Source organism: Bradyrhizobium sp. Unk1 (assembly GCF_059512345.1).
This window is the reverse complement of sequence record NZ_JCAMOP010000011.1, coordinates 206,527-221,770: the sequence shown is the minus strand read 5'-3', so window position 1 is coordinate 221,770 and position 15,244 is coordinate 206,527. Positions and strand designations below refer to the sequence as shown.

The 15,244-nt window shown below is 65.2% G+C and carries 14 protein-coding genes; 10 read left to right on the top strand and 4 right to left on the bottom strand.

What is annotated here, in order from left to right:
- Positions 1–303 precede the first annotated feature (303 nt).
- Both AC5ZFO_RS16605 and AC5ZFO_RS16600 read left to right on the top strand, forming a co-directional pair.
- The gene (locus AC5ZFO_RS16605; protein WP_282523025.1) at positions 304–1,530 is read left to right on the top strand and encodes an MFS transporter; all 1,227 of its coding nucleotides are present in this window, start codon (positions 304–306) and stop codon (positions 1,528–1,530) included.
- A gap of 101 nt (positions 1,531–1,631) precedes the next feature.
- Positions 1,632–2,519, top strand: coding sequence for a dienelactone hydrolase family protein (locus AC5ZFO_RS16600; RefSeq protein WP_496122237.1), 888 nt, complete (start codon positions 1,632–1,634; stop codon positions 2,517–2,519).
- A gap of 70 nt (positions 2,520–2,589) precedes the next feature.
- Here AC5ZFO_RS16600 and AC5ZFO_RS16595 read toward each other — a convergent pair whose 3' ends face one another.
- Positions 2,590–3,438, bottom strand: a complete 849-nt coding sequence (locus AC5ZFO_RS16595; protein ID WP_282522998.1) for an NAD-dependent epimerase/dehydratase family protein — start codon at positions 3,436–3,438, stop codon at positions 2,590–2,592.
- Between the two features lie 143 nt (positions 3,439–3,581).
- On the opposite strand from AC5ZFO_RS16595, the gene AC5ZFO_RS16590 reads away from it, so the two are divergent.
- The gene (locus AC5ZFO_RS16590; RefSeq protein WP_282522997.1) at positions 3,582–4,337 is read left to right on the top strand and encodes an HAD family hydrolase; all 756 of its coding nucleotides are present in this window, start codon (positions 3,582–3,584) and stop codon (positions 4,335–4,337) included.
- 24 nt (positions 4,338–4,361) lie between these two features.
- Here the strand turns inward: AC5ZFO_RS16590 and AC5ZFO_RS16585 are convergent, their stop codons facing one another.
- Both AC5ZFO_RS16585 and AC5ZFO_RS16580 read right to left on the bottom strand, forming a co-directional pair.
- Positions 4,362–4,769 (bottom strand): nuclear transport factor 2 family protein, encoded by a 408-nt coding sequence (locus AC5ZFO_RS16585; protein ID WP_282523024.1) that lies wholly within the window; start codon positions 4,767–4,769, stop codon positions 4,362–4,364.
- A 98-nt stretch (positions 4,770–4,867) separates the two neighbouring features.
- On the bottom strand, positions 4,868–6,352 hold the full coding sequence (locus tag AC5ZFO_RS16580; protein ID WP_282522996.1) for a mannitol dehydrogenase family protein: 1,485 nt from the start codon (positions 6,350–6,352) through the stop codon (positions 4,868–4,870).
- A 146-nt stretch (positions 6,353–6,498) separates the two neighbouring features.
- On the opposite strand from AC5ZFO_RS16580, the gene AC5ZFO_RS16575 reads away from it, so the two are divergent.
- The 7 genes from AC5ZFO_RS16575 (at position 6,499) to AC5ZFO_RS16545 (ending at position 14,111) form a co-directional block, all read left to right on the top strand.
- Positions 6,499–7,308: a FadR/GntR family transcriptional regulator gene (locus tag AC5ZFO_RS16575; protein WP_282522995.1), complete on the top strand. Its 810-nt coding sequence runs from the start codon at positions 6,499–6,501 to the stop codon at positions 7,306–7,308.
- A gap of 90 nt (positions 7,309–7,398) precedes the next feature.
- Positions 7,399–8,358, top strand: coding sequence for a sialic acid TRAP transporter substrate-binding protein SiaP (locus tag AC5ZFO_RS16570; RefSeq protein WP_282523023.1), 960 nt, complete (start codon positions 7,399–7,401; stop codon positions 8,356–8,358).
- Between the two features lie 246 nt (positions 8,359–8,604).
- Positions 8,605–9,183 (top strand): TRAP transporter small permease, encoded by a 579-nt coding sequence (locus AC5ZFO_RS16565; protein ID WP_282522994.1) that lies wholly within the window; start codon positions 8,605–8,607, stop codon positions 9,181–9,183.
- Positions 9,184–9,187: 4 nt separating this feature from the next.
- A complete protein-coding gene (locus AC5ZFO_RS16560) occupies positions 9,188–10,594 on the top strand; it encodes a TRAP transporter large permease (protein WP_085405292.1) in 1,407 nt (468 codons plus the stop codon).
- Complete coding sequence (locus AC5ZFO_RS16555) at positions 10,591–11,640, top strand: L-idonate 5-dehydrogenase (protein WP_282522993.1); 1,050 nt, start codon at positions 10,591–10,593, stop codon at positions 11,638–11,640. The genes AC5ZFO_RS16560 and AC5ZFO_RS16555 overlap by 4 nt, the downstream gene beginning before the upstream one ends.
- Before the next feature lie 13 nt (positions 11,641–11,653).
- Positions 11,654–12,844 (top strand): mannonate dehydratase, encoded by a 1,191-nt coding sequence (gene uxuA / locus AC5ZFO_RS16550; protein ID WP_282522992.1) that lies wholly within the window; start codon positions 11,654–11,656, stop codon positions 12,842–12,844.
- Positions 12,845–12,959: 115 nt separating this feature from the next.
- Positions 12,960–14,111 carry an alpha-hydroxy acid oxidase gene (locus AC5ZFO_RS16545; protein WP_496122236.1) on the top strand — a complete coding sequence of 384 codons (1,152 nt, stop codon included), beginning with the start codon at positions 12,960–12,962 and terminating at the stop codon, positions 14,109–14,111.
- Positions 14,112–14,131: 20 nt separating this feature from the next.
- Here AC5ZFO_RS16545 and AC5ZFO_RS16540 read toward each other — a convergent pair whose 3' ends face one another.
- Entirely contained in the window at positions 14,132–15,070 is a 939-nt protein-coding gene (locus AC5ZFO_RS16540) for a LysR family transcriptional regulator (RefSeq protein WP_496122235.1), read from the bottom strand.
- Between the last annotated feature and the right edge of the window lie 174 nt (positions 15,071–15,244).

Sequence of the window (15,244 nt, the reverse complement as noted above, 5' to 3'; positions counted from 1 at the left end):
CCTGAATTGACGGTGATGTGCGACGCCTGAGCAACATGATGTGTCATAGTCGCCACTGCGGAGCCCATTTGTTGCGGCCTGGGGTTTCGAATGCGCGAACAGGCGCATCACCAGTGACGCTTGGCGATGTGGCGCGCCGGGAGAGAACCGTCTCTTTCGGTTAATGGATGTTGCGACGCAATGCAGCCAGACGGTTAAGTCCGGCAAACGAGCGAATCCAGGGAAGTCAAAGTGTCGTTGGGAATTGAGCAAGCGGCGCCGTTCAACGTCAAACGAGCAGCATTCGCAGCCACCATCGGCAACATGCTCGAATTCTACGACTTCATTACCTACAGCTTCTTCGCCATCCAGATCGGCCATACCTTCTTCCCGACCGGAAGCGAGTACGGCAGCCTGATGCTGTCGCTGGCGACCTTCGGGGCCGGCTTCGTGACGCGGCCGATCGGTGGGATCGTGCTCGGCATCTATTCCGACCGGATCGGCCGGCGGCCCGCCATGCTGCTGAGCTTTGCGTTGATGGGAGCTGCGATCCTGACCATCGCCCTCACGCCGTCCTATCGCATGATCGGTGTTGCCGCGCCCATCATCGTGATTGCGGCGCGCATGGCGCAGGGCTTCGCCCTCGGCGGCGAGGTCGGACCGACCACCGCCTATCTCCTCGAGATCGCGCCACCCGAGCATCGGGCCCTGGTCGTGGCATGGCAGCCGGCGAGCCAGGAGATCGCGGCGACCGCCGGCGCGCTGGTCGGCGTCATCCTGAGCACGACCATGGCGCCGGAGATGCTGGACTCCTACGGCTGGCGGGTGGCGTTCCTGATCGGGGCCGTCTGCCTGCCGTTCGGGATCTGGATGCGGCGGACACTGCCGGAGACGATTCCGCAAGCCGATGCCGGTGTCGCAGCGAAAGAGCGCACGGGTCACCTCTCGCAGGCCCGGCGTCACCTCGGCGTCATCGCGCTGGCCTTGATGATCCTGGCCAGCGGCACGATCTCGACCTATGTCACGCAATACATGACGACCTATGCGCAGAATACCCTGCACGTGTCGTCGACACTGGCTTTCGCCGTGTCGCTCGTCAGCAACGGCATTCAGTTCGTCGGCGCACTGGTCGGCGGATGGCTCGCCGATCGTCTCGGCCGCAAGCCGATCATGATCTGGCCGCAGCTCGCAACCCTTCTGCTCACCTATCCGACCTTCCTGTGGATCGTCCATGCACCGGGCGCGCTGTCGCTCCTGATCGGCTTTGGCGTGCTATCGATGATCGGCTCGCTGCCGTTCACCGCGTTCTATGCGACCTTCATCGAAGCGCTGCCCCAGAACATCCGTGGCGGCGTGTTCGCGACCGTCTACGCGGTGGCGATCGCGAGCTTCGGAGGTACGGCGCAGCTCGTGGTCACGTGGCTCCTCCATGTCACCGGCAATCCGCTGGCACCGGCCTGGTACCTCCTGCTTGCGGCGATCGTCGGACTTGTCGCAATGAGCCTGATGCCCGAGACGGCGCCGGTGAAAAGACATCAGGGCCTGGCCTGAACGCGGGCAGGCTCGCAGGCTGGTGATTTGCGTTTCGCCGCCAATTATCGGCGAATGCGCCGCCTGAGGAATCAGGGCCAAGCATCAGGAAGGATCGACCGATGAGTTTCGAAACCACCATGACATCCGACGTCGTCGGGCTGACGAAAGTGGCCCCGGTCTCGCGCCGCGGATTCATGAGCGCCACCGCGGCCGTCGCTGCCGGCTACACGCTTGCGGCCGGTCCGGTCCGTGCCGAAATCATCACGACAGATACCGGCGGCCTCCAGGCTGGTGACGCCAGGATCAAGGTCGGGTCCGAAGAGATGCCTGCCTATTTCGCGCGCCCGACCGGCAACACCAAGGCGCCGGTGATCATCGTGGCGATGGAGATTTTCGGCCTGCACGAATACATCAAGGACGTGACACGGCGCCTCGCCAAGCTCGGCGCATTCGCGGTCGCGCCCGATTATTACTTCCGCAAGGGTGTCGACCTCACCAAGGTCACCGACATCAAGGATCTGCTGCCGGTCGTCAATGCCAAGCCGGACGCCGAGCTGCTGTCCGATCTCGATGCGACGGTGGCGTGGTCGGGATCGCAAGGCGGCGACACCACGAAGCTCGGCATCATCGGCTTCTGCCGGGGTGGCCGCAATGTCTGGGAATACGCCGCCCACAGTGGCACCCTCAAGGCTGGTGTCGCGTTCTACGGTGCGCCGGTCGATCCCGCCAATCCGGCGTGGCCGAAGAGCCCGCTTCAGCTCGCCCCCGACATGAAGGCGCCGGTGCTCGGCCTCTATGGCGGCGCCGATACCGGCATTCCCGTGGCCCAGGTCGAGCAGTTCAAGGCGGTGCTCGAGCAGGACAAGAAGATCGCCGAATTCAAGATCTATCCGCAGGCGCCGCACGGCTTCCATGCCGACTATCGCGGCAGCTACCGCAAGGATGCGGCGGAAGATGCCTGGAAGCAGGCCGAGGCCTGGTTCAAGAAGTACGGCGTGTTGAGCTGACGCCAAATTCGAAAAAGGGCGGCCTGGGCGGCCGCCCTCTTTGTTCCAGCGCTTGACTTCGCTCTGGAACCTATCGTCCTTGCCCCGCGCGCCACAGCGCATCCAGGCCATGCCGATAGGTCGGATGGGCAAGCCCGACACCGAGCTCGTGCTTCAGTCTCGCGTTGGAGACCCGGGCACTGCTGGCATAGAAGCTGCGGGCCATCGCCGACATCTCGGCGGTCTCGAACGGCTCTTCGGGCGGCGGCGCAATGTCCATCAGCTTCGCCGCATAAGCGATCACGTCCTGCGGCGGCGCCGGCTCGTCGTCGCAGACGTTCCAGGTGCCGCCGTCACTGCGCTTCACCGCCGCCATGATCGCGCTCGAGATGTCGTCGGCGTGGATGCGATTGAAGACCTGTCCCGGCTTGATGATGCGCCGCGCCGTCCCCGCCCGCAACGTCACCAGCGCGTTGCGGCCGGGACCGTAGATGCCCGCAAGCCGCAGGATCGCGACATCGCCGCGCGCCGCGGCGGTCCAGGCTTGCTCCGCCGCGACGCGCGTTCGCGTGCGGTCGAGGGTGGCCTGCGGCGGCGTGCTCTCGTCCACCCAGCGGCCTGCGTGATCGCCATAGACGCCGATGGTGGAGAGATAGACGATCTTCCGCCGCCGGCCCGCGAGCGCGTCGGCAAAGGCCGTAATCGCGGGGTCGCCCGCGCTGCCGGGCGGGATCGATATGAGAAGGACATCGGCGCCGCGGACTCGCTCGACCACCTCGCGGGCCGGACTGCCGCCGGAAAAGGCGTGCATCTCGATGCCGGCAAGGTCGTTTCGCTTGCCGGGATCGCGCACGGTGCCGGCGATATGCGAGAAGGCGCCGCCGAATTGGCCGACGAAATGCCGGGCACTGTAGCCGAGGCCGAGGATGAAGAGCCGCATGCGTCTGCCGTGCTGGAGTTCCCGCTCGCGCGATCTGCGCGCCGTTCGCTCATAAGGGATTTTTGGGTCCGGCAAAAGATATTGCAATTTTACTCGCCCGCCAGGGCGGGCGATGCTCGCTTGTCAGGAGGGAGGCGTCGGTCATGCAGGCAGAAGCGCCGGCCGCAGTGCTATGCGGTGCCGCGGAGTTGATTGGGCGCGCCGCCGCGCTGATCTTCGATGTCGACGGTACGCTGGCCGAAACCGAGGAGCTGCATCGGCAGGCCTTCAACCACGCCTTCGTTCGCCACGGTCTCGACTGGCAGTGGGACCGGGCCGTCTACCGGGAGCTGCTGCGTGTCACCGGCGGCAAGGAGCGCATGCGCGCCTTTCACACGGGGCTGCAGGTCGCACCGCCATTGCCGGATGCCGATATCGCAGCCCTTCACCGCATCAAGTCCGCGCATTACGCCGAGCTGATCGAAACCGGCTGCTGTCCCTTAAGGCCCGGCGTGGCGGACCTGCTCACCGCCGCGAAGGCCCGCGGCCAGCGGCTCGCGATCGCGACCACCACCTCGCACGGCAATATCGATGCGCTGCTGTCGCAGGCGCTGGGAACGCGCTGGGCGGCGGATTTTGATGCGGTCGTCGCCGGCGACGATGTCCGCCACAAGAAGCCGGCGCCGGATGTCTATCTGGAAACCCTGGCGCGGCTGAAGCTGGGCGCAGCCGACTGCGTCGCGATCGAGGATTCCCGCAACGGTCTGATCGCGGCCTCGCGGGCGAACATTCCGGTGCTCATCACCAGGAGCATGTTCTTTCGGGACGATGATTTCAGTGCGGCGCAGGTCGTGCTCGACGATTTGTCGGAACTCGGAGGCTCAAAACAAAAAACTGAAAAACAACCCCATGCACAGTAGAAAGCGCCGGCCGGCCCGCCGCGGTCAGTGGACGCGGTGGCTCGTTCTATCATCTTCAGACTGCTCGACAATCTGCGCGATTGGGCTCGACTGGTGGTGCACCAGCCGCCAGCCGTCGCCGACACGCCGAAAATGGTTGGCAGCGGCCAATGCGGTGCCGTCGACGATCTCGATGCAGAGCACGCGCGCGCTGTCGCCGTCGACGATCGCCTGCGGTTCGGCGCAAACGATCTGCGGCCGCTCCGGATTTTGCAGGATGTCGCGCCAGCTGCCGATCACCGTGGCCCGGCCGATAATGGCCGGCCAGCCGGGATGGATGCAGGAAATGGCGTCGTCATCCGCCCACATCCGCTCCATTTCGTCGAAGTCGCCCGTTGAAAAGGCGGCGTAGAAGGCCGCGTTCGCGGCGATGACCTTATTGTCCTTTGCCATGCCTCTCGGGTGGGGCAATGGCAGGCAAAAATCAAGCGCGACTTCCGTCCGACTTTGCGTTCGATTTGGACCGCAGTGCAGCATTGCCTGCTTTGTGGTCACGCCGAGACAAGTGTCTCCACCGCCCGCCGCGCACCGTCCTTGTAAAGACGGCCGAGCGCCGTGGTCACGGCCTCGCGCAGGCGCGGCTCAGTGCCCAGCGGTCCGAACACTTTCTCGACCCCGAGCAATGCGGGCGCGAGCCGTTCGGCGACGGGACCCGCCTCGCGCGCCAGCGCGGCGAACTCGGCGGCGAGCGGATCGCGAACATCGATGGCGCGGCCCTGCTCGTCGCGTGCGGTGACGTAACGCATCCAGCCGGCCACCGCGAGCGCATGCGTCGCGATCGGCAAGCCTTTGCGCAGGCGATCCTGCATCCCGCCGAGCAGGCGCTGCGGAAGCTTTTGCGAACCGTCCATCGCGATCTGCCAGGTACGGTGATGCAGCGCCGGGTTGGCGAAGCGCTTGAGCAGCGAAGCGCGATAGGCGGCGAGATCGGTGCCAACAGGCATTGTCAGCGTCACCGCGGCCTCTTCCATCACCTGCGCGGCGAGACGCGCGAAATGCGGATCCAGCATGGTGTCGGCGATCGTCTCGTAGCCCGCGAGATAGCCGAGATAGGCCAGCGCCGAATGGCTGGCGTTGAGCAGCCGCAGCTTCATCAGCTCGAACGGCTTGACGTCGGTGACGAGCTCGACGCCGGCGGCGGCGAAATCGGGCCGCCCCGCCGTGAAGCGGTCCTCGACCACCCATTGCGTGAACGGCTCGGTCATCACAGGCCAGGCGTCGCGCATGCCGAGCGCGTCCGAGACCGCATCCCGGTCGGCGTCCGTCGTCTCCGGCACGATGCGGTCGACCATGGTCGACGGGAAGGCGGTGCTATCGGCGATCCACTTGCCGAGGTCCTTCGACCGGAGCGCGGCGAACTGCGTCACGATCCGCTGCACGGTGTGGCCGTTGGCGGCGAGGTTGTCGCAGCAGAGCACGGTGAAGGGCGCCAGCCCCTGTGCGCGCCGGCGCGCTAGAGCGGCCACGATGAAGCCGGGCGCCGAGCGCGGCGCGTCAAGATTGTTGAGATCGTGCACGACATCCGGATGGCGCTCGTCGAGATCGCCGGTCTGCGGCGTGTGGCAATAGCCCTTCTCGGTGACCGTCAGCGAGACGATGCGAATGGCGGGATCGGCCATCCGCTCGACCAGTGCTGCCGGCTTCTCGCGCGCGACGACACTGTCGAGCAACGCGCCGATGACGCGGTGTTCGGTGCCTTCGGCGGCACGTACGGCGACAGTGTAGAGATGATCCTGCGGGGCGAGGGCGTCGCGCGTATCCGGGCTGCGCAGGCTCGCGCCGACGATGCCCCAGGACGAGCTGCCTGCGGCAAGGCAGTCGTCGATGACGACGGCTTGGTGCGCGCGATGAAAGGCCCCCAGGCCCAGATGCACGATGCCGGGCGTAACGCGCGAACGGTCATAGGCCGGGCGGCGGATGGCGGGCGGCAGCCGGTCGAGATTGGCGCGGCCAAGACGCGTTGAATTATGGCGCATGGTCGTCTCTCCCTGTGTTTGGCAGCTGCTTGACATGGCGCCTGTCCTCGGTCAATGCTTCGGTCAATTGGTAAGACCAATTTTCCAAAATTGGCGGGCCGCCGGGACGCGATGCTTCCCAGCGAGACCCTTTCGGGGAGGCCAGCGTGCCGCTGGAAGCTGTGGAGGCGAGACGGCTTTACCGCCAGGTCGCCGATCAATTGCGAAGCCTGATCGACAGCGGCGAGTACGCGGTCGGCAGCCGCTTGCCGACCGAGCGCGAACTCGCCGAGCAGCTCAGGATCTCGCGGCCGACGGTGCGCGAAGCCCTGATCGCGCTCGAGGTCGAGGGCCGCGTCCGCATCCGCGTCGGCTCAGGCATCTACGTGACCGAGCCGGCGGACGCCGCGCCTGCGCTTCCGGCCGCCGGCATCGAAGGCCCGTTCGAGCTCTTGCGCGCCCGAGAATTCCTGGAAAGCGCGATCGCCGAGCAGGCCGCACGCGTGGCGACCAAGGACGATATCGCCCGCATCAATGCGTCGCTTGTCGCCATGGAGAATGTCGAGCATCCCGGCGAGGCCTCGATGGTGCACGACCGTGCCTTCCACGTCGCGATCGCCGGCAGTCTCGGCAATGCCGTGCTGGTGCGCGTGGTCGGCGAGCTGTTCGACCAGCGCCTCAATCCCTATTTCGCGCAGCTTGCGCATTACTTCGAGAGCCCGGGCACGTGGCGCACCGCGCTCGACGAGCACTGCGCCGTGCGTGACGCGATTGCGGCGCACGATCCGGACACTGCCCGTGAGGCCATGCGGAAGCACTTAGCGCGCTCGCAGGAGCGCTTTGCGCAGAATTTTGGTGCCGAGACCGCCGCGGGATCGCCCGCGGAGCGAGGCCGGGTCGCGCGCACGCCGGCGAAACCGGCAAAACCAAAACGCGCGAAGACGCAGGCCAAAAGCGGCGGCGTGCGGCGGCGATGAGATTGGGCGGCTCGTCCCGGTTTTTGGGGCGGGCGAACAAGAAGCAGACTTTAGTCAGTGGAGGATAAGTCAGTGTTGAAGAAGATGACGATGGTGCTGGCGACTTCGGTCGCGGCAATGTTCGCGGCGACCAATCCCGGGATGGCGCAGACCAAGCTCAAATGGGCCCATGTCTACGAGACCTCGGAGCCGTTCCACACCGCTTCGGTCTGGGCCGCGCAGGAGATCGGCAAGCGCACCAACGGGCGCTATACGGTCGATGTCTATCCGGCGTCGCAGCTCGGCAAGGAAGCCGACATCAACCAGGGCCTCTCGCTCGGCTCGGTCGACATCATCATCTCCGGCTCGAGCTTCGCGGCCAAGAGCTTCCCGCCGATCGGCGTGACCTACTATCCCTACACTTTCCGCGACTCGGACCATCTGCTTGCCTACACCAAGAGCGACATCTTCAAGGAGCTCGCCAAGGGCTACGAGGACAAGAGCGGCCACCACATCGTCGCGGTGACCTATTACGGCGTGCGCCAGACCTCGTCGAACAAGCCGATCAAGTCCTGCGCCGATCTCAAGGGCCTGAAGATGCGCGTGCCCGACGTTCCGGCCTATCTGGCGATGCCGCGCGCCTGCGGCGCCAACACCGCGCCCATCGCGTTCGCCGAAGTCTATCTCGCGCTTCAGAACGGCACCGTCGAGGCGCAGGAGAACCCGCTGACCACGATCGAGGCCAAGAAGTTCTACGAAGTGCAGAAGCACATCGTGCTGACCGGCCACATCGTCGACCATCTCAACACGGTGGTGGCGGGCGCGCTCTGGAAGAAGCTCAGCGACGAGGACAAGAAGATCTTCACCGACGTCGCGCAGGAAGCTGCTGCCAAGGCGACCGATGAGATCAAGCAGAACGAGGCCAAGCTTGTTTCCTTCTTCAAGGAGAAGGGCCTGACCGTGACCGAGGTCGACAAGAACGAGTTCCGCGACATCGTGCTGAAGAACGTTCCGTTCGAGACCTTTGGTTATCGCAAGGCCGACTGGGAACGCATTCAGGCGGTGAAGTAAGCAAGACCCTCATGGTGAGGAGCGCGGAACGCGCTCCGGACGATGCTTCGCATCGTCCGGGCGAACCATGAAGGCCCGGATGTCGCTCGGGCGTCGCCCGAGGTCATCCTTCGAGACGCTTGCTTCGCAAGCTCCTCAGGATGAGGAGCGGAGCGAGGTTGACGCAGTAGAACTATCTCGAGGTTCCGGGTCTGGTGCTAACGCACCATCCCGGAACGACGTGCCGCAAGTTTGAGGAGTACTCCCATGTCCACCGCCGAAATACACCGGCAGATCACCGGAGACGAGATCGCCCACACATTCGAGGAAGAGGCGGTGCCGAAGGTCGATCTCGGCGTCTACGCTTTCGAGGACTGGGTGGCGCTGGTGATCTTCTGGGTCATGGCGCTTGCCGTCTTCCTCCAGTTCTTCACCCGTTACGTCCTCAACGACAGCTATGCCTGGACCGAGGAGATCGCGACCTACTGCCTGATCGGCGTGGTCTTCATCGGCTCCTCGATGTGCGTGCGGCTGTCGCGGCACATCCAGGTCGACCTGATCTACCGCTATCTGCCGCACATCGTGGCGCGCGGGCTGTCCACGGCGATCGACCTGATCCGGATCGCCTTCTTCGGCTACGCCATCAAGCTGGTCTGGGTCTATATCCAGATCATCGGCGATGAATCGATGACCACGATCAATCTGCCCAAGGACTACGTCTATTACGCTGTGCTGGCGGGCTTCGTGCTGATGTTCGTGCGCTCGGTGCAGGTGGCCATCCAACATCTGCGACAGGGCTATTCGATCCTCGAACGTCCCGGCGCCTACGACGGTTTTGAGGGGTAAAGTTATGTTGCTGTTGCTTGGAGGCTTCCTCGTCCTGATGCTGCTCGGCGTTCCCGTGGCGATTGCCATGGCCGCGTCGTCGCTGCTCTACATCCTGGTCAGCGGCGTGACGCCCGATGTCACGCTGGCGCAGCGCATGATCGCCGGCGTCGAGAGCTTTCCGCTGCTCGCGGTGCCGTTCTTCATTCTGGCCGGCAATCTCATGAACATCGCCGGCGTGACCGGCCGCATCTACAAATTCGCGGTCGCGCTGGTCGGCTGGATGCGCGGCGGCCTCGGTCACGTCAACATCATCGGCTCGGTGATCTTCTCCGGCATGTCCGGCACGGCGATCGCGGACGCCGCCGGTCTCGGCACCATCGAGATCAAGGCGATGAAGGACCACGGCTATTCCACCGAGTTCTCCGTCGGCGTCACCGCGGCGTCCGCCACGCTCGGTCCCATCATCCCGCCGTCGCTGCCCTTCGTGATCTACGGCATGATGGCGAACGTCTCGATCGGCGCGCTGTTTCTCGGCGGCGTCATTCCCGGCATCGTCATGACGCTGCTGATGATGGCGACGGTCACCTACTTCGCGCACAAGAACAAATGGGGCAGCGATACGCCGTTCTCCTGGCCGCAGCTCGGCTCGGCCGGCCTCGAGATCGCCATCGTGCTGGCTTTCCCGCTCGCGATCTGGCTGATGGTGCTGGCCGGCATGTCGACCAACATGGCCGTTGTCATCGGCCTCGGCGCGCTGCTCGCGATCGACTGGTACTTCGACTTCTCGGCGGTGATGGCGCTGATGGCGCCGGTGATCCTGATCGGCGGCATGACGCTCGGCTGGTTCACGCCGACCGAGGCCGCGGTCGCCGCCGTGATCTGGTCGCTGTTCCTCGGCCTCGTCCGCTACCGCACCATGACCTTGAAGACGGTGGCGAAGGCGACCTTCGACACCATCGAGACCACGGCCTCGGTGCTGTTCATCGTCACGGCAGCCTCGATCTTCGCCTGGCTGCTGACGGTGTCGCAGGCAGCCCAAATGCTCTCGGACTGGATGCTCAGCATCACCCACAACAAATGGGTGTTCCTGGCGCTCGCCAACGTCCTGATCCTGTTCGTCGGCTGCTTCATCGACACCACGGCGGCGATCACCATCCTGGTGCCGATCCTGCTGCCGATCGTGCTCAAGCTCGGCATCGATCCGATCCATTTCGGCCTGATCATGACGCTCAACCTGATGATCGGCCTGTTGCATCCGCCGCTCGGCATGGTGCTGTTCGTGCTCGCCCGCGTGGCCAAGCTCTCGGTCGAGCGCACGACGGTCGCGATCCTGCCCTGGCTGGTGCCGCTGATGGTCGCGCTGATCGCGATCACCTACATTCCCGAACTGACCCTCTGGCTGCCTAAATACATGGGACTCTCCAAATGACCTCCACCGCTCTCGCCGCAACCCTGTTCGGCCCCGAAGATCTGCGCATGATCGAGCATCCGCTCGACAAGTTGGCTTCCGGCATGGTGCGCATCCGCTTCGGCGCCGGCGGCATCTGCGGCTCCGACATGCACTATTTCCGTCATGCCCGGACCGGCGATTTTGTCGTGAAGTCGCCGCTGGTGCTCGGCCACGAGATCTCCGGCGAAGTCGTGGAGATCTCCGGTTCCGCAGCGAACCTCAAGGTCGGCGACCGTGTCGCCGTCAATCCATCGCGCTGGTGCGGCCATTGCGTCGCCTGCCGCGAGGGCCGGCCGAACCTCTGCGAGAACATCTACTTCATGGGCTCGGCCTCGAAGACGCCGCACATGCAGGGCGGTTTCGCCAATTATTTCGACGCGATCCCCGCGCAATGCGTGAAGATCCCCGACCATGTCTCCTATCAGGCCGCGGCGCTGGCCGAGCCGCTGGCGGTCTGCCTGCACGCGGTCGCGCGCGCCGGCAACATCGAGGGCAAGCGCGGCATCATCTTCGGTGCCGGCCCGATCGGGCTTTTGACCATGCTCGCCGCACACCGCGCCGGCATGGCCGACGTCACGGTCGCCGACATCGCGCCGGCGCCGCTCGCCTTTGCGACCCGGCTCGGCGCTTCGCATGTCGAGAACGTCTCGGGCGGCGAGGAAGGACTGAAGGCACAAGCCGCATCGCGTCCTTACGATGTCGCGTTCGAGGTCTCGGGCACCGCCGCGGGCCTTGCGAGCGCGATCGGCATCGTCAGGCGCGGCGGCATTGTGGTGCAGATCGGCAACCTGCCGGGCGGCCAGATTCCGACGCCGTCGAATGCGGTGATGGCCAAGGAGATCGACCTGCGCGGCTCGTTCCGCTTCGGCTTCGAGTTCATGACCGCGGTGGAGTTGATCGGCTCGGGCAGCGTCGACGTGCTGTCGCTGGTCACCGCCGAGCGGCCGCTGTCGACCGCGCCGGACGCACTGCGGCTGGCGCTCGACCGCTCGCAGAGCGTCAAGGTCGTGCTGACCGCGAACTGATTGGAGTGATCACATGATGCTCGAGGGATGGCGCTGGTACGGGCCGGGTGATCCGGTGTCCTTGGATGACGTCAGGCAGGCCGGGGCGACCGATATCGTCTCGGCGCTGCATCAGGTGCCGATCGGCGAAGCCTGGACGCGCAAGGCGGTCGAGGAGCGCAAGAATTTCATCGAGCACGGCCAGCCCGGCCGCTCGCAACTGACCTGGTCGGTGGTGGAGTCGATTCCAATCCCCGACGACGTCAAGCGGCTCGGGGCTAAGGCGACGGCTTCGATCGACGCGTGGATCGCGAGTCTCGAAGCGGTGGCGGCGGCCGGCATCAAGATCATCTGCTACAATTTCATGCCGGTGGTGGACTGGTGTCGCACCGATCTGGAATGGGAGCTGCCGAACGGCGCCCGCGCCATGCGCTTCGACCAGGACCGTTTTGCCGCGTTCGAGCTGCATATCCTGAAGCGTCCCGCCGCCGTGCAGGAATACTCCCCCGAGCAGCAGGCGCGCGCGAAAGAGCTGTTCGACCAGATGAGCCAGGCCGATATCGACTATCTCGTCATGGTCATCGCCAGCGCGTTGCCGGGCTCGACCACCGAGCCGATGACCATCCCGCAATTCCGCGACCGGCTGGAGACCTATCGCGACATCACGCCAAAGATCCTGCGGCAGCATCTCGCCGAATTCCTGGGCCGCGTCACGCCGGTCGCCGAGCAACTCGGGGTGTCGCTGACGCTGCACCCGGACGATCCGCCGCGCCCGCTGTTCGGCCTGCCGCGCATTGCCTCGACCGCCGACGATTATCAGGCGCTGTTCGACGCCGTGCCGTCCAAGGCCAACGGCATCTGCCTGTGCACGGGCTCGCTCGGCGTGCGCGCCGGGAACGATCTGCCTGCGATGGCCGAGCGCTTCGGACCGCGCATCGCGTTTGCGCATCTGCGCGCGACCAAGCGCGAGGCCGACGGCCTTTCCTTCTACGAGTCCGATCATCTCGATGGTGACGTCGACATGGTCGCGGTCCTGAAGGCGCTGTTGAAGGAGAACGCACGGCGTTCGCCCGACAAGAGAATCGTGTTCCGTCCCGACCACGGCCATCGTATGCTCGACGATCTCGCCGCCACCAAGCGCACCAATCCCGGCTACACCGCGATCGGCCGCCTCCGCGGGCTCGCCGAGCTCCGTGGCGCGATCAGGGCGATCGAGCATCGATAGGAGACCGGCGGCTTCCATCAGGCGAGAGATCGCCGCGATGGCAACCGCTAGCAGCATCGGCGGCGCGATGGCAGGATGATCGACGCGCAGAGCATGCCGTGAGCGGAGTTGAGAAATGCGCCTGACACAGTGTCATAACTTCCACGATTTCCGGCGGCTGGCGCGCCGCCGACTGCCCGGTCCGATCTTCGACTATATCGATGGCGCGGCCGACGATGAGACCACCCATCGCCGTAACAGCGCGAGCTTCGAGCATTGCGACCTTCTGCCCAACGTGCTGCGCGGTGTGCAGGACGTCGATCTGTCGGTCACCATCATGGGCCAGAAGCTCGCGCTGCCGTTCTACTGCTCGCCGACCGCCTTGCAGCGCCTGTTCCATCATGAAGGCGAGCGTGCCGTCGCCGCTGCCGCGGCGCGCTACGGCACCATGTTCGGCGTCCCCTCGCTGGGCACGGTGTCGCTCGAGGAATTGCGCAAGGCCCACGACACGCCGCAGGTCTATCAATTCTATTTCCACCGGGATCGCGGTCTCAACCGCGCCATGATGCAGCGCGCCAAGGACGCGGGCGTCGAGGTGATGATGCTGACGGTCGACAGCATCACCGGGGGAAATCGCGAGCGCGATCTGCGCACCGGCTTCAGCATTCCCTTCCGCCTGACGCCCGCGGGCATGTTGCAGTTCGCGATCAAGCCGATGTGGGGTATCCAGTATGTCAGCCACGAGAAATTCAGGCTCCCGCAACTGGAGGAGCACGTCGACATGAGCGGCGGCGCCATGTCGATCGGCCGCTACTTCACGGAGATGCTGGATCCCGCGATGAATTGGGACGATGTCGCGGAGATGGTGCGGACCTGGAACGGGCCGTTCTGCCTGAAGGGGATCATGTCGGTGGAAGACGCGCGCCGCGCGGTCGATATCGGCTGTGCCGGGATCGTTCTTTCCAATCATGGCGGCCGCCAGCTCGACGGCTCCCGCTCGGGATTCGATCAGCTCGCCGAAATCGTCGATGCCGTGGGTGACCGCATCGACGCGATGATGGACGGTGGCATCCAGCGCGGAACCCATATCCTGAAAGCGCTGTCGCTCGGGGCCAAGGCGGTCGGGCTTGGACGATACTATCTCTATCCGCTCGCCGCCGCCGGCCGGCCCGGCGTCGAACGGGCCCTCGGCCTGCTGCGGGCCGAGCTCGTGCGCGATATGAAGCTGATGGGATGCACGTCGATCAGCCAGCTATCGCGCGCCAATCTGCGTTTCCGGCCGGGGTAGCGCGCCGCGATCATTCGGCATCAATAGCAGGCGGCCATCGCACCGAGCTTCGGATAGAGCCGGTCGATCGCGGCGATCTCGCTTTTCATCTGCGCGATGATCCAGTCGCGGATTTCGGCGGCGATGGGGCGCATCGGCCGGTTACGCGGCGGCAGGAATTCGCAGATGCGGCGCGTGGTGGTGAGCGTATCGGAAGCCGGCACCAGCGCGCCGGTCAGGAGCCAGTGCGAGGCCACCGTCAACCAGCCGAGTGCGATGCCCTGGCCGAGCAGGGCGGCCTGCATCACGACGGCATAGTCGGTGAAGCTCAGCGCCTTGGCCGCGCCGCGGCGGCCGGTGAGAAGCGAGGCGTAATCCGCCGCCCAGTCGCCCGGCGTCTCGGCGAGGCGAATGATGGTGTTGCCTTCAGCGGGATCGGTCTCGCCGAGATAGCCAGGGCTGCACATCGGCAGCATGACTTCCTTCATCACCAGCGTGCCGCCGGATGAGGGCTCGTCGCGGTCACGAAAGCGCATGCCGAGATCGACATTCTCGACCGGCCCGCGCAGCGCGCCGGAGATCAGCTGGAAGCGCAAATCGACGTCGGGAAACTGCTTCTGGAGCTTGTCGATGCGCGGCATCAGCCAATGCGTGGTGAAGGCGGAGGAGACCGACAGCGTCACCGTCTCGGTGCCCTTGCGGCGCCGCTCGATCTCGACGAGCCCGGTCTCGATGCTGCGAAAGCCTTCGAGCACGCGGCGATAAAGCAGCTCGCCTTCCTCGGTGAGCACCGCGCGCCCCGCAGTGCGGTCGAACAGGCGGACGCCGAGATGCTCCTCGAACTGTCCGAGCATCCGGCTCACCGCCGGCTGCGTGACGTTGAGCTCGGCTGCTGCCGCCGTGAAACTGCCATTGCGCGCCGCTGCGTTGAAGACGAACAGGGCGTTACTGGAGGGCAGCATCCGGCGCAGCTCGGGCATAACGCCATGTTATGGACGCGGTGAGAATTTGGCAATTGCCGAGTTTTGCCAAGTCTGGTGTCATTGGCATCACAGCCTAAAGATAGGGCCTGCGAACGAAGATTTGGTGCGGTGCACGCTTCGGCCGTGAGTGCTCAAAATTCCTGTCTATAAAGCAGGCTTATGGCGCGCAGT